We start from the raw sequence: 12,966 nt of genomic DNA on the forward strand, positions 1-12,966 counted from the left end.
GACGCTCAATGCACATGCATCTACATAAATGCAATTGCATCGATATCGAAAGGCACATTCCTATGAAACCCGCCGACACCCTTGTTCTCGTCAGCCATCCGCTCTGCCCCTATGTCCAGCGCGCCGCGATTTCGCTGGCCGAGAAAGGCGCGCCGTTCGAGCGGATCGACATCGACCTTGCCGACAAACCGGACTGGTTCAAGGCCATCTCGCCGCTCGGCAAGGTGCCATTGCTGCGCGTACGGCAAAATGGCGACGAGACGATAATCTTCGAATCCGCGGTCATCCTCGAATTCCTCGAGGAAACGCAGGCCAATCCCCTCCACCCCGCCGACCCCTATGCACGCGCCCGGCACCGTGCCTGGATCGAGTATGGCTCAGCCATCCTCAACACCATCGGCCGGTTCTATTCAGCGCCGAGCGAGGCCGGCTTCCTCGCCGAAGCCAGCGCACTGTCGGCGATGTTCGACCGTGTTGAGGCTGAACTGCCGGGCGCCGTGCGGAGCGGGCCATGGTTCGCTGGCAGTCGCTTTTCCCTCGTCGATGCCGTTTACGGTCCGGTCTTCCGCTACCTCGACGCCTTCGATCGGATCGGCGATTTCGGTATTCTTGACGGCAAGCCGCTTGTCCAGGCTTGGCGCAGTGCGTCGAGTGACCGTCCGTCGATCAGGCAGGCCGTGGCGCCGGACTATCCGCAGCGCCTGCATGCCTTCCTGCGGGCGAAGGGATCATTTCTATCGAGCCTCATTCGGCAAGGCGATCCGGCCATAGCGCTTCGGCAAGCCCAGCCCGCCTGAACGGATCGGTCACCGTGCCGGCGACCATGGAGGCCAGCAACCGCGGCGCCGGCGGGATCTTGGCGATCGTCGCCACCAGCCTGTCGCGGATGAAGGGCAGTGCCACCGAATCCGACTGGTAGAAGGGCGTGAATGCCAGCGACAGTGCCTGAAAGACCCTGACATGCCGGCGCCGCGCTCGCGCATAGGCTTCCAGCGCTGTCTCCACGCCGTCCGTTCGCGCCAGCGCATAGCTAAGTGCCGCGGCGTCGAGCAGCGCCATGTTGGCGCCCTGGCCAAGCTGCGGGCTGGTCGAATGGGCGGCATCGCCGATCACGGCCAGCCGCCGGCCAACCGGAAACTTCATTGTGTGATGGCCGTAGCGGGCCAGCGAAAGCTGGTCGAAACTGTCGATCTGGCTGGTGAACGCCTCGGCCCGTGGCCACAGCCGCACCACCCGCTCCTTCCAGGTGTCGAGACCGCTGGCACGCACCGCGTCGGCATCGGCCGGCTTCAGGCTCCAGAAGAAGGCCGCCATCCTTTCGGCGCCCGGCTCGGGCCGCCCGATCGGCAGCACGCCGATCATCACGCTGGCCTTGTCGTAGCGCTGCAGAAGCGCGTGCTCGTCAAAGCCCTCGCCGCGCCAGCCGAGCGATGCCCAGAACGCGCCATAGGTGAGTGGCCGTGGCGCTTCGGCACTACCGGCGCACCGCCGCAGCTTCGAGCGCGCGCCGCTGGCGTCGACAATTAGATCGAACGGCCCTTCCCTTCGGCCGTTGCCCCGGATCAGCGTCGCCCGCTCGCCGGTCTCCAGGGCCTCGATTTCGACGCCGGTCTCAATGGGGATCGCCTCGCGCCGGGCAGCGCGAAAGAGTACGCCGAACAGGGCGGCCCTGTGTACCGCCAGGCCGAAACGGTTGCCGCGCTGGGCATCGTAGCGGACATCGAGCACGGTGCGGCCGCTCGACGCATCGACGCCATGCAGCCGGTCGATCCTGCTGCCCAGCGCCATGATGTCGTCGAGCAGGCCGAGATCGGCGAGCACCGTCAGCCCAGTCGGCTGCAGGATCAGCCCGGAGCCGACCGGCCTCGGTTCCTCGAAGCGCTCGAAGATGGTTACGCGGTGGCCGGCGCGCTTGAGATAGAGCGCCGCGGCGAGCCCGGCCGGACCAGCGCCGGCGATTGCGATACCGTAGGAAATGCCGCTGCCCCCAAGCCGAACTGGCCGGGACAATCCTTCAGCCGCCGGACGAAATCAAGTCGCGACGCCGAGCGCTAGCCTGCTGGTCAAGCCTGCGTCGAATCGAAGGCAGTCCGCGCGCCGCGCACTGCGTCATGGTTGTTTTCGGCCCACTGCAGCAGATACTGCAAAGCGTCGAACATCGATCGCCCAAGGTCGGTCAGGCTGTATTCGACACTGGGCGGCTTGGTCGGAAACACCTCGCGGCGCACATAGCCGTCGCGCTGCAGATCGTAGAGCGTCTGGGTCAACATGCGCTGCGAGATATCGGGAACCAGCCGCCGCAGCTCGCCGAAGCGATAAGACTGCTCGGCCAGCGCCGCCGTCAGCAGCGAACTCCATTTGCCATTGAGGCCCTGGATGACGTCGCGGACCGGGCAATCGGCAATGTTTCCGCCGTCGGTCATCGCTTTGTAGACTTCGAGTTTGGATTTCAGATTGACGGTCCGGCTGTCCATGGCTGGTTCCCTGCGTGTGCCTACCTCCCCAAAAACTGCCTTCTTTACGGCACCGGGTCAATTCCTATTTTAGTGCTGGTCTCTTTTTGAGACCACCACCCGAACCGCCCTTCCGGCGCAATGTCAGGATCCCCCATGACCGCAACTCTTCTCGTCACCGGCGCGTCCGGCCAGCTCGGCCGCAGCGTCATCAACCATCTGCTGGACACGTTCGAGGTGCCGGCGGCCCGCATCATCGCCACGACCCGCACGCCCGCCAATCTTGCCGACCTGTCGGCGCGCGGCGTCACCGTTCGCGAGGCTGATTTCGACGATCGGGCCTCGCTTGCCCAAGCCTTCGCAGGCGCCGACCGGGCGCTCATCATTTCGACCAACGAGCTGGCGATCCAGGGAAAGCGGCGCGAGCAGCAGCTTGCCGCCGTCGCGGCGGCCAGGCAGGCTGGCGTCGGCCACCTGCTCTACACCTCGTTGCCCAACACCGAACCCGGTTCCGCCGTGCTCTTTGCCCCCGATCACTACGACACCGAACAGGCGATCAAGGCCAGCGGCATTCCCTACACGATCTTCCGCAACGGCTGGTACGACGAGAACCTGTTCATGGCGATGCCGCAAATCCTCGCATCGGGCCAATGGTATACGTCGGCGGCCGACGGCGCGATTTCCTATGGCGCGCGTGACGACCTCGCCGCGGCCATAGCCGCGGGGCTGGCTTCGGATAACACCGAAAGCACGACTTACACGCTGACTGGCCCCGAGGCCTACACATCAGCCGAAGTCGCCGTGCTCGTCACCGAAGTCACAGGCAAGCCGATCCAGGTCGTCCAGCTCTCCGATGAAGCGCTGACCGAAGGCATGAAGGCAGCCGGGCTGCCCGAGCCGATCGCCAGGCTCCTGGTGTCCTTCGACGCCGCCACGCGCGCCGGCGACCTTGGCATGGTAACGGATTCGGTCGAGACACTTTCCGGTCGGAAATCGGTACCGCTGAAGCAGTTCCTCGAGGCCAACAAGGCCGCACTGGCGGGTTGATGTCAGCGCGGCGGGAAGTTCTTTCTCCCGCCGCGCTATTTCGGGGTCTTGACCAGCCCGAGCCGGACCAGGCTTTCGGCGGTGGCGGCCAGCGCGTCCTCGCGCGAGCGCGGCGCCCAGCCGAGCATGCGCACCGCCTTGGCGTTGGTGGCGTTCTTGACCTTGCCGAGTTCCGTCACGAGTTGCGCGGCTTCCGCGTTGAACAGCCCCACCACCCGCACCAACCAATCGGGAAGCTCCCGGGTCGTGACCCGCGAGGCGGCCGCGCCGAGCCGCGTTTTCACCGTCTGGGCGATCTCCCGCACGGTCATGAAATCGCCGGCAACGGCCAGGAAGCGCTCGCCACTGGCGGCGGGATTGGTCATTGCGCGCACATGCAGGTCCGCCACGTCGCGCGCGTCGACCACGCCGAACGACAGGCGCGGCAACCCAGGCATCGCACCGTTCATCATGCGCTGAACAAATTCGGTGGAGGTCGAATGGTCGGACCCGAGCACCGGTCCGAAAATGCCGACCGGATTGACGACGGCCAACTCCAGCTTGCCACCCTCGGCGGCGATGAAATCCCAAGCCGCGCGCTCGGCGAGCGTCTTCGATTTCACATAGGCGCTGACCTTGGCCGTCGGATCGGTCCAACTCTCCTCGGTGAAAGGCCGGCCGCCGGGCGGCATCTTGCCATAGCCGATGGCGGCGAAGGACGAGGTCAGCACGACGCGTTTGACGCCAGCGTCTCGCGCCGCCCTGAGCACGCGCAACGCGCCTTCGCGAGCCGGGATGATCAGGTCGTCCTCATGCTTCGGCGCGCCGGGCGGAAATGGTGACGCGACATGCAGGACATAGTCGCAGCCGGCGACAGCGTCGGGCCAGCCGGCATCGCTCATGAGGTCGGCGATGGCAAAGGAAAGCCTGTCGCCCGGCTCGCCGCCGCCGGCCTCGAGCATGGCGATAACGTCGGCTTCACGCCTGGCGGAGCGCACCGTCGTGCGCACGCGATAGCCCGCCTTCAACAGGGCAAGAATACAGTGCGCGCCGAGGAAACCCGATCCGCCGGTGACAAGCACCAATTCGCCGCCCATGGCCACCTCCCCGTCAGGCCGAGGCGATCGACCTCGTCAGATCGCCACCTGCGTGCCGATTTCTACCACACGCCCGGTCGGGATCTGGAAATATTCGGTCGCGTCGGCCGCCGTGCGCGCCAGGCCGATGAACAGCCTGTCCTGCCACACCGGCATGCCTGAATTGGGCGAGGCTTTCAGCGACCGCCGCGACAGGAAGAACGACGTCGTCATGATGTCGAATTTCCAGCCCTGCTTGCGGCAGATCGCCAGCGCGCGCGGGATGTTGGGCTGTTCCATGTAGCCGAAGGTCAGCGTCACCCGCATGAACAACTCGTTGACCGTCTCCATCTTGACGCGTTCGCTGTCGGGCACGACCGGCTGCGGCGCGGTCACCACCGAAAGGATGACGTTCTGCTCGTGCAGCACCTTGTAGTGCTTGAGGCTGTGCATCAGGGCGGTCGGCGCGCTCAAGGGATCGCTGGTCAGGAACACCGCGGTGCCGGACACCAGCTGCGGCTTCTTCTTCAGCAGATTGCCGGCGAGGAAATCGAGCGGGATTTCGTTGCGGCGGGTCTTGTCGAAGAGATAGCGGCTGCCACGCACCCAGGTCCACATGCCCAGCACGATGGTGAAGGCCACCACCAGCGACGCCCAGCCGCCTTCGAACACCTTGACGATGTTGGAGGCGAAGAAGCCGATATCGATGAAAGCGAACAGCACGGTCAGCGGGACCGCCACCGACAGCTTCCACTTCCAGATACGGGTCATAACCACATAAAGCAGCACCGTCGTCACCAGCATGTTGCCGGTCACCGAGATGCCGTAGGCGGAGGCCAGCTTGCTGGACTCGCCGAAGCCGACCACCAGCATCATCACCACCAGCGCCAGCAGCAGGTTGACGCGCGGCATGTAGATCTGGCCGGACTGCTTTTCCGACGTGTGCAGGATTTGGAGCCTGGGCAGCATGTTGAGCTGCACCGCCTGGCGGGTCAGCGAAAAAGCCCCTGAAATGACCGCCTGGCTGGCGATGACGGTCGCCGCCGTCGCCAGCACCACCATCGGGATCAGTGCCCAACCCTCGTTCATTTCGAAGAACGGATGGCCGACCACGCCGTTCTTCGCCAGCACGAAGGCGCCCTGCCCGGCATAATTCAACAGCAGGCAGGGGAACACGATCGAGAGCCAGGCGAGCACGATGGGTTTGCGGCCGAAATGGCCGAGATCGGCGTAAAGCGCTTCCGCGCCGGTGACGGCAAGGAAGATGGCGCCGATGGTGACGAAAGCCACATCGGGCGAATGGATCAGGAAAGCGACGATATAGTGCGGGCTGACCGCCCACAGGATCTCCGGATCGGCGATGATGTGCTTGAGACCGGAAAGGCCGATGGCCAGGAACCAGATCGCGGTGACCGGGCCGAAGACCAGCCCAACGCCACCGGTGCCGAAACGCTGAACCGCGAACACCATGGCGAGGATGACCAGCGTCAGTGGCACGACGTAAGGTTGGAAGGTGGGGGTGACGACATTCATGCCCTCGACCGCCGACAGCACCGAAATCGCCGGCGTGATGACGGCGTCGCCGAAAAACAGCGAGGCGCCGACGATGCCGATGCCGAGCATCAGCGCCGAACGCTTTGGAAAACTGCCGCGCGCCAGCGCCATCAGCGACAGCACGCCGCCCTCGCCGCGATTGTCGGCACGCAGCACGAACATGATGTATTTGATGGTGACGATGATCGTCAGCGACCAGATGATCAGCGACAAAACGCCAAGAATGTCGCCACGGTCGGCAACTTGCCCGCCCGACGACGCGACCAGCGCCTCGCGAAACGCATAGATCGGGCTGGTGCCGATATCGCCATAGACCACGCCGAGCGCGCCCAGCATCAACACCTTGGTGCTGTGCTGTTCGATTTCGGGATGGCTCGATTGGTCGACGGGTTCTGCCTCATTACCAGCACTGGCAAGGGCCATGTACGACACTCCGATAAACGCGCGGTGCTCTACGCTTGCTGCACTGCAATATCAAGTGCCGTAACGTTATGGCACTCATGTTGGCAGCGCGCGGCTTCTTGTGGGCGACTTCGAGCGAAGCCGGTCAATGCGACATTCGCGGCCTCATGTCCGGACCCATGGCAAAACCTGCGGGCCGGCGAGCACGTCTGTTAAATGGCGACCTGCGTGCCGATTTCAACGACGCGGCCGGTCGGGATCTGGAAATACTCCGTCGCGTCGGCCGCCGAGCGCGCCAGTCCGATGAACAGCCGGTCCTGCCACACCGGCATGCCTGAATTGGGCGAGGCTTTCAGCGACCGCCGCGACAGGAAGAACGACGTCGTCATGATGTCGAACTTCCAGCCCTGCTTGCGGCAGATCGCCAGCGCGCGCGGAATGTTGGGCTGTTCCATGTAGCCGAAGGTCAGCGTCACCCGCATGAACAACTCGTTGACCGTCTCCATCTTGACACGCTCGCTGTCGGGCACGACGGGCTGCGGCGCGGTCACCACCGAAAGGATGACGTTCTGCTCGTGCAGCACCTTGTAGTGCTTGAGGCTGTGCATCAGGGCGGTCGGCGCGCTCAAGGGATCGCTGGTCAGGAACACCGCGGTGCCGGACACCAGCTGCGGCTTCTTCTTCAGCAGATTGCCGGCGAGGAAATCGAGCGGGATTTCGTTGCGGCGGGTCTTGTCGAAGAGATAGCGGGTGCCGCGTATCCACGTCCACATGATCAGTCCCATCAGGCAGGCAACGGTGATCGAGACCCAGCCGCCTTCCACGATCTTCACGACATTGGCCAGGAAGAAGCCGCTGTCGATGACGCCGAACAGCAAGGTCAGCGCCAGGGCGAGCGCCAGCTTCCATTTCCACATCTTGCGCATCACCACGAACAGCAGGATCGTCGTCATCAGCATTTCGCCGGTCACCGAGATGCCGTAGGCGGACGCCAGCGAACTCGAACTGCCGAAACCGACCACCAGCAGCATCACACCCATTGCTATGAGCAGGTTGACGCGCGGCATGTAGATCTGCCCGGACTGCATTTCCGAGGTGTGCTGCACCTCGATGCGCGGCAGAAGATTGAGCTGCACCGCCTGGCGGGTCAGCGAAAAAGCTCCTGAAATGACCGCCTGGCTGGCAATGACAGTCGCGGCCGTTGCAAGTCCCACCATCGGCATCAGTGCCCAGTCAGGCAGCATCTGGAAGAACGGATTGGTCGGTTTTCCGTCATTGGCGAGCACAAAGGCGCCCTGCCCGAAATAGTTGAGCAGCAGGCAGGGGAAAACCACGGAAAACCATGCCAGCACGATCGGCTTGCGTCCGAAATGGCCGAGATCGACATAAAGCGCCTCGGCCCCGGTTACCGCCAGGAACACGGCGCCGACGGTGACAAAGGCGGCGGTCGGTGTGCTGGCCAGATAAATGACCGCGTAATAGGGATTGATGGCAAGCAGGATCGATGGATCGTCCATCAAGTGATAGATGCCGGCAACGCCGATGGCCAGGAACCACAGTGCCGTCACCGGCCCGAACACCGCCGCCACCTTTCCCGTGCCGAAGCGTTGCACGGAGAACAGGATGGCAAGGATGACCAGCGTGATCGGCACGACATAGGCGTCGAGCGTTGGGGTCACCACGGTGAGGCCTTCGACCGCCGACAGCACCGAGATGGCCGGCGTTATGATCGAATCGCCGAAAAACAGCGCCGCGCCGCAAAGACCGATCACCAGAATCAGTCGAGCGCCTTTGGGATAGGCGCTGCGTGCCAATGACATCAGCGACAGCGTGCCGCCTTCGCCCTTGTTGTCGGCACGAAGCACGAAGGCAACGTATTTGACGGTCACGATGATCGTCAGCGCCCAGACGATCAGCGACAGCACGCCAAGCACGTGAACGCGCGTATCGATGCCGGGCGAAGCGTGAAGCGCCTCGCGAAAGGCGTAGATCGGACTTGTGCCTATGTCGCCATAGACAACGCCGAGTGCGCCCAGCATGAGAACCTTGGTGCTGTGCTGCTCGACCCCGGCATGGCTCGATTGCTCGACGGTTTCAGCTTCGCTCCCGCTATTGGCAAGGGCCATCGACCACTCTCCGATAAGCGCGCGGTGCTTTATGCATGCTGCGATACGATATCAAATGCACGCGATGGCTGCCATACCAATACGAAGCACTACCCCCTACCAGCCGCAGGCCCTGAGGAAGCGACCCACCGTTCCGGCCATGCCATACTCCAACGCGTCGGCTGTCAACCCATGTCCGATCGACACTTCGGCCAGTGCCGGAATGCGCCTGGCCAGCGCGGGCAGATTGGCCACCGTCAGATCGTGCCCGGCATTGACCTGGAGACCGGCGGCAAATGCCGCGTCAGCGGTTTTGCCCAATCTTTCCAGTTCTTTGGCCGCCTTACCCGAATCGGAATGGTAGCTGCCATAAGGACCGGTATAGAGTTCGATACGATCGGCGCCCGTGTCGCGCGCGGCCGCCATGCCGGCGGGATCGGCATCGGAAAACAGCGAGACCCTGAAACCACCCTTCTTCAGGCGTCTGACGATCGGCGTCAGCAACGCCGCATCGGTGACGAAGTTCCAGCCATGGTCGGAGGTTGCCTGGGAGGGATCGTCGGGCACAAGCGTCACCTGTTCGGGCTGATGCTTCTCCACCAGCGCCAGGAAATCCTCGCTCGGGTAGCCCTCTATGTTGAATTCCGCCCGCGGGAACTCGTCGTCGATCAGCGCCCTGATCTCGGGCAGGTCGGAATGCCTTGTGTGACGTTCGTCGGGGCGCGGATGCACGGTCAGCCCATGCGCTCCGGCGGCAAGGGCGAGGCGTCCGACAGCGATCACATTGGGCCACGGCAGGTCGCGCCGGTTGCGCAGCATGGCGATGGCGTTGAGGTTGACGGAAAGCTTGGCTGGCATGGTTTGGCGTCCGTGAAACAGGCGATCGAGGCGCGCCACCCTCATTCGTTCCGGCACGGCGCATTTGAGACGGCGCATCTATAGCGTCTTTGACGGGAACAGATAGGGCCTTTCCGGTGTTCCAGAAGACCAACATACTCCACGAAAGGGAGGCACCATCTTGAATTTCCTCCAATCCGTGCCGGCGATCCGACGCATCGAGACCAGCCGCGACGACCTCTTTGCCATCGATGTGGTCGGCCATGTCTCGGCCGCCGATGCCGAAAACCTGTTCGGCCTGCTGGAGGCGGCCTATTTGCTCCATCAGAAAATCGACGTGGCCGTGCGCATAGTCGATCACGAGGGCGTCGACTGGGCCGACATCTCGGACGAGACCATCAAGAAGGGTGCCGTCCATGCATTGGAACATATTGGCCGTTGCGCAGCGATCGGCGCCCCTGACTGGACGCCGAACGCACGACACGCCTTGCCGGCTTCCTCGCCCGTCGAATTCAGGCATTTCAAGATCGAGGACGAAGCCGCTGCCTGGGAATGGCTCGGCGCGCGGCCGACGAGTGAGGAGGCGACCGCCGCTCCAGAAAGAGGATGAAACGGTTCTCCCGGCTACCCGCCGAGCTTTCTACCTGACGATGGTCAGGCGTTCGGCGGCCCGGGTGATAGCTGTGTAAAGCCAGCGCTGGCGCGTTTCCTTGAAGGCCCAGCTCTCGTCGAACAGCACGATCTCGTTCCACTGCGAGCCCTGCGCCTTGTGCACCGTCAGCGCATAGCCATAGTCGAAATCGTCGAAGCGCTTCTTCTGCTGCCAAGGGATTTCGGCGTCAGGATCCTCGAACGCCGCCTTCAGCAACTTGATTTTCGCGACGCCGCGATCCGGATCGTCCTCCTCGGGCGAAACCAGAAGATTGATCCCGGGCTTGACCGTCTCGCGCGACGAGGTCATCACCTTCCACAGCGAGCCGTTGAGCAAGCCCTTGGCGGGATCGTTGCGCAGGCACACCAGCTTGTCGCCGGCTTGCGGATAATCGGCATTGAAGCCCTTGAGCTCGCGCAGGCGCTGGTTGTAGCGCCGCCGCGTGCGGTTGGTGCCGACCAGCACCTGGTCCGCCCTCAGCACCAGTTCCTGATTGACGTCTTCCTTGCCGATCACCTTCGCGGTGCCGTAGTCGCCGCGCATGAATTCGCGGCCCTCGCGCACATCGAGCGCCAGCCGCAGGATCGGATTGTCGCGCGCCTGCCGGTGGATCTCGGTCAGCAGGAAGTCTGGCTTATGGTCGGTGAAGAAGCCGCCACCCGAGATCGGCGGCAACTGGCCGGGGTCGCCCAGCACCAGGATCGGCGTGCCGAAACTCATCAGGTCACGGCCAAGCTGCTCGTCGACCATCGAGCACTCGTCGATGACGACCAGTTTGGCGCGCGAGATCGGGCTCTGCCGGTTGAGTGAGAAGGTTGGCGACATCGAGGTCTTGCCGGTGACCTCGTCGGCCACCGATTCCTCGCCCTTGGGCCGGTAGATCAGCGAATGGATGGTGCGGGCGTTGACCGCGCCCTTGGAGCGCAGCACCTGGGCGGCCTTGCCGGTGAAGGCTGCGAACTGCACCTGGCCGTCGACATGTTCGGCGAAATAGCGCGCCAGCGTCGTCTTGCCGGTGCCGGCATAGCCAAACAGCCGGAACAGCTGCGGCGTGCCGGTCTTCAGCCAGCGGGCGACCGCTTGCAGCGCCTCATCTTGTTGGGGTGAAAATTCCATCTGATCGTGTGACCGGATTCGCGAGGCAAACACAAGATCGCCGCCACCACCATCGACACGCCGGTGGCGAACTTCCCTGCTGTTCAGGCTATCAGCCGCAAGCAAGAACGTAAAGGGAACGAAAATTCAGTTGGCAGCGTGCGGATCGTTCTCCAGCAGGATCGGCTTGCCGTGTGGCGTGGCGTGCGCGGCGCGCTCCCAGGCCCGCGCCATCGCATCGACGTCCGGCTTGGCAGCCAGCCCCTTGGAGGCGAGCAGCCCTTCCAGCGCCGCCAGCCAATGCTCGTAATAGTCATGGCCGTCCGCCGCGGCATCCGGCTTCTTCACCTCGGCTGACAGGGCATCAGCCCATTCGTTCCACGAAAACAGGCCCTTGTCGTGCAGCGCCACAGTCATGGCGAAGGCTTCGGCCTGCCATGGCTCGGCGAACACCGGTGCGTCGAAGCCGGCGGGCAAACTGGCGGCGGATCCCTTCGCTTCAGGCCGGCTCAAGATAGCTCTCCCAGGCGTCGATCGAGACGGTTAGTGTCGGGTCGGCGCCCTCGCCCCAGATTTCCGTGCCATCGAAAACCACGGTATAGACCCATTGCGGATTCTCGCCCTGCCCATGCGCGTTGCTGTCGGGAAAGACGAAGCCGTCGCGCACCGCCTCGATGGTGCCCTGCTTGTCGCGCGCATAGCGCGGCAGCCTGGTATGGCCGGTCGGGTTGAAGTTTTTCGTCCGCACCGAATCTCCGGCCTTGAATCGTGGCGCTGTCTCCACCGGCCGATCGCAAGGACCGCCCTTGGCCAGCACAGCGGGAACGTTTTCCGCCTTCAGCACTCTTTTGGGTGTCGCCGCCGGATCAATCGCCTCGCCCGCCCCGAGGTCGCGCTCGCTGACGAAACCATGCCGCTTGAGCAAGATCTCAAGCGCCTTGATCCATATCTGATAGTAGCTGGAGCCATAATAATCGGCCGGATGCAGCGATTCCCGTGCGTGCCGGCTCTCGTCGATGTTCCAGGCGCCTATGCCGCCGGCGCAGAGCGTCAAGCCGAGCGCCCGCCTCTCCCAGTCGGCATGGAAATACGGCTCGTCTCGTTCGGGCGCGACCGGCCCGAAACCCATCTGTCCGCCGAGATCCTGCGGCCCGTTCATGCCGGGTGAATCGCCAGAGCCGTGCCGATCATGGCATCGCGGCTCACCAGCTCGGCCAGCCGCTCCTCGCTCCAGCCTTCGGTTCCCTCCGGTCGCATCGGCACGACGAGATAGCGCAGTTCCGCCGTCGAATCCCAGACGCGTATCTTCGTCCCGGCCGGCAGCACCAGCCCGAACTCCTCGAGCACGCCGCGCGGATCGATCACCGCGCGCGACCTGTAGGGCGGCGCCTTGTACCACACCGGCGGCAGGCCAAGCACCGACCACGGATAACAGGAGCACAATGTGCAGACGACGAGGTTGTGGGTATTCCCGGTGTTGAACACCGCCTGCATATGCTCGCCTTGCCGACCGGTATAGCTCAGCGATTCGATCGCCGCCGTCGCGTCGCGCCTCAGCCACGCGGCAAAAGCGGGATCGCTCCAGGCCTTGGCCACCACCCGGGCGCCGTTGCGCGGACCGATCTTCGTCTCGTAGGTATCTACGATGACGTCGATCGCAGCCGGATCGATCAGCCCCTTGCGGGTCAGGATGGTTTCCAGCGCGCGCACACGCGCGGCAAACGGATCGAGTTCGTTGTCGTGGTCATGATCGTGGGACATGACGG

At 63.9% G+C, this 12,966-nt stretch carries 13 protein-coding genes; 3 read left to right on the top strand and 10 right to left on the bottom strand.

Annotated features, from left to right (window positions below; genetic code table 11):
* Window positions 1-62 precede the first annotated feature (62 nt).
* Entirely contained in the window at window positions 63-797 is a 735-nt protein-coding gene (locus tag LB516_RS25585; RefSeq protein ID WP_015317309.1) for a glutathione S-transferase family protein, read from the top strand.
* On the opposite strand, the gene LB516_RS25590 is transcribed toward LB516_RS25585, so the two are convergent.
* Complete coding sequence (locus LB516_RS25590) at window positions 745-2,010, bottom strand: FAD-dependent oxidoreductase (RefSeq protein ID WP_015317308.1); 1,266 nt, start codon at window positions 2,008-2,010, stop codon at window positions 745-747. The two genes, LB516_RS25585 and LB516_RS25590, sit on opposite strands and share 53 nt — an antisense overlap.
* Before the next feature lie 53 nt (window positions 2,011-2,063).
* Window positions 2,064-2,474 carry a winged helix-turn-helix transcriptional regulator gene (locus LB516_RS25595; RefSeq protein WP_224720586.1) on the bottom strand — a complete coding sequence of 137 codons (411 nt, stop codon included), beginning with the start codon at window positions 2,472-2,474 and terminating at the stop codon, window positions 2,064-2,066.
* A 135-nt stretch (window positions 2,475-2,609) separates the two neighbouring features.
* Between LB516_RS25595 and LB516_RS25600 the strand changes: the two genes are divergently transcribed.
* Window positions 2,610-3,500 carry an SDR family oxidoreductase gene (locus LB516_RS25600; protein ID WP_224720587.1) on the top strand — a complete coding sequence of 297 codons (891 nt, stop codon included), beginning with the start codon at window positions 2,610-2,612 and terminating at the stop codon, window positions 3,498-3,500.
* Between the two features lie 35 nt (window positions 3,501-3,535).
* Here the strand turns inward: LB516_RS25600 and LB516_RS25605 are convergent, their stop codons facing one another.
* From LB516_RS25605 to LB516_RS25620, 4 genes are all read right to left on the bottom strand, one after another.
* Window positions 3,536-4,576, bottom strand: coding sequence for an SDR family oxidoreductase (locus LB516_RS25605; protein WP_140724100.1), 1,041 nt, complete (start codon window positions 4,574-4,576; stop codon window positions 3,536-3,538).
* A gap of 36 nt (window positions 4,577-4,612) precedes the next feature.
* Window positions 4,613-6,532: a potassium transporter Kup gene (locus LB516_RS25610; protein ID WP_015317304.1), complete on the bottom strand. Its 1,920-nt coding sequence runs from the start codon at window positions 6,530-6,532 to the stop codon at window positions 4,613-4,615.
* A gap of 191 nt (window positions 6,533-6,723) precedes the next feature.
* A complete protein-coding gene (locus LB516_RS25615) occupies window positions 6,724-8,637 on the bottom strand; it encodes a potassium transporter Kup (RefSeq protein WP_015317303.1) in 1,914 nt (637 codons plus the stop codon).
* Between the two features lie 96 nt (window positions 8,638-8,733).
* The gene (locus LB516_RS25620) at window positions 8,734-9,474 is read right to left on the bottom strand and encodes a pyridoxine 5'-phosphate synthase (RefSeq protein ID WP_140874422.1); all 741 of its coding nucleotides are present in this window, start codon (window positions 9,472-9,474) and stop codon (window positions 8,734-8,736) included.
* A 160-nt stretch (window positions 9,475-9,634) separates the two neighbouring features.
* Here LB516_RS25620 and LB516_RS25625 point away from each other — a divergent pair, with 160 nt between their 5' ends.
* On the top strand, window positions 9,635-10,063 hold the full coding sequence (locus tag LB516_RS25625; RefSeq protein WP_015317301.1) for an STAS/SEC14 domain-containing protein: 429 nt from the start codon (window positions 9,635-9,637) through the stop codon (window positions 10,061-10,063).
* A 30-nt stretch (window positions 10,064-10,093) separates the two neighbouring features.
* Here the strand turns inward: LB516_RS25625 and LB516_RS25630 are convergent, their stop codons facing one another.
* The 4 genes from LB516_RS25630 to nthA all read right to left on the bottom strand — a co-directional run bounded on the left by LB516_RS25630 (window position 10,094) and on the right by nthA (window position 12,961).
* Complete coding sequence (locus LB516_RS25630) at window positions 10,094-11,221, bottom strand: ATP-dependent RecD-like DNA helicase (protein ID WP_224720588.1); 1,128 nt, start codon at window positions 11,219-11,221, stop codon at window positions 10,094-10,096.
* A gap of 126 nt (window positions 11,222-11,347) precedes the next feature.
* A complete protein-coding gene (locus LB516_RS25635; protein WP_015317299.1) occupies window positions 11,348-11,713 on the bottom strand; it encodes a nitrile hydratase accessory protein in 366 nt (121 codons plus the stop codon).
* On the bottom strand, window positions 11,700-12,359 hold the full coding sequence (gene nthB / locus LB516_RS25640) for a nitrile hydratase subunit beta (RefSeq protein ID WP_224720589.1): 660 nt from the start codon (window positions 12,357-12,359) through the stop codon (window positions 11,700-11,702). The genes LB516_RS25635 and nthB overlap by 14 nt, the downstream gene beginning before the upstream one ends.
* On the bottom strand, window positions 12,356-12,961 hold the full coding sequence (nthA, locus tag LB516_RS25645; protein ID WP_224720590.1) for a nitrile hydratase subunit alpha: 606 nt from the start codon (window positions 12,959-12,961) through the stop codon (window positions 12,356-12,358). Before nthA ends, nthB begins: the two co-directional genes overlap by 4 nt.
* Window positions 12,962-12,966: the final 5 nt, after the last annotated feature.

Source organism: Mesorhizobium sp. CO1-1-7 (genome assembly GCF_020164885.1).
Lineage (GTDB): Bacteria > Pseudomonadota > Alphaproteobacteria > Rhizobiales > Rhizobiaceae > Mesorhizobium > Mesorhizobium australicum.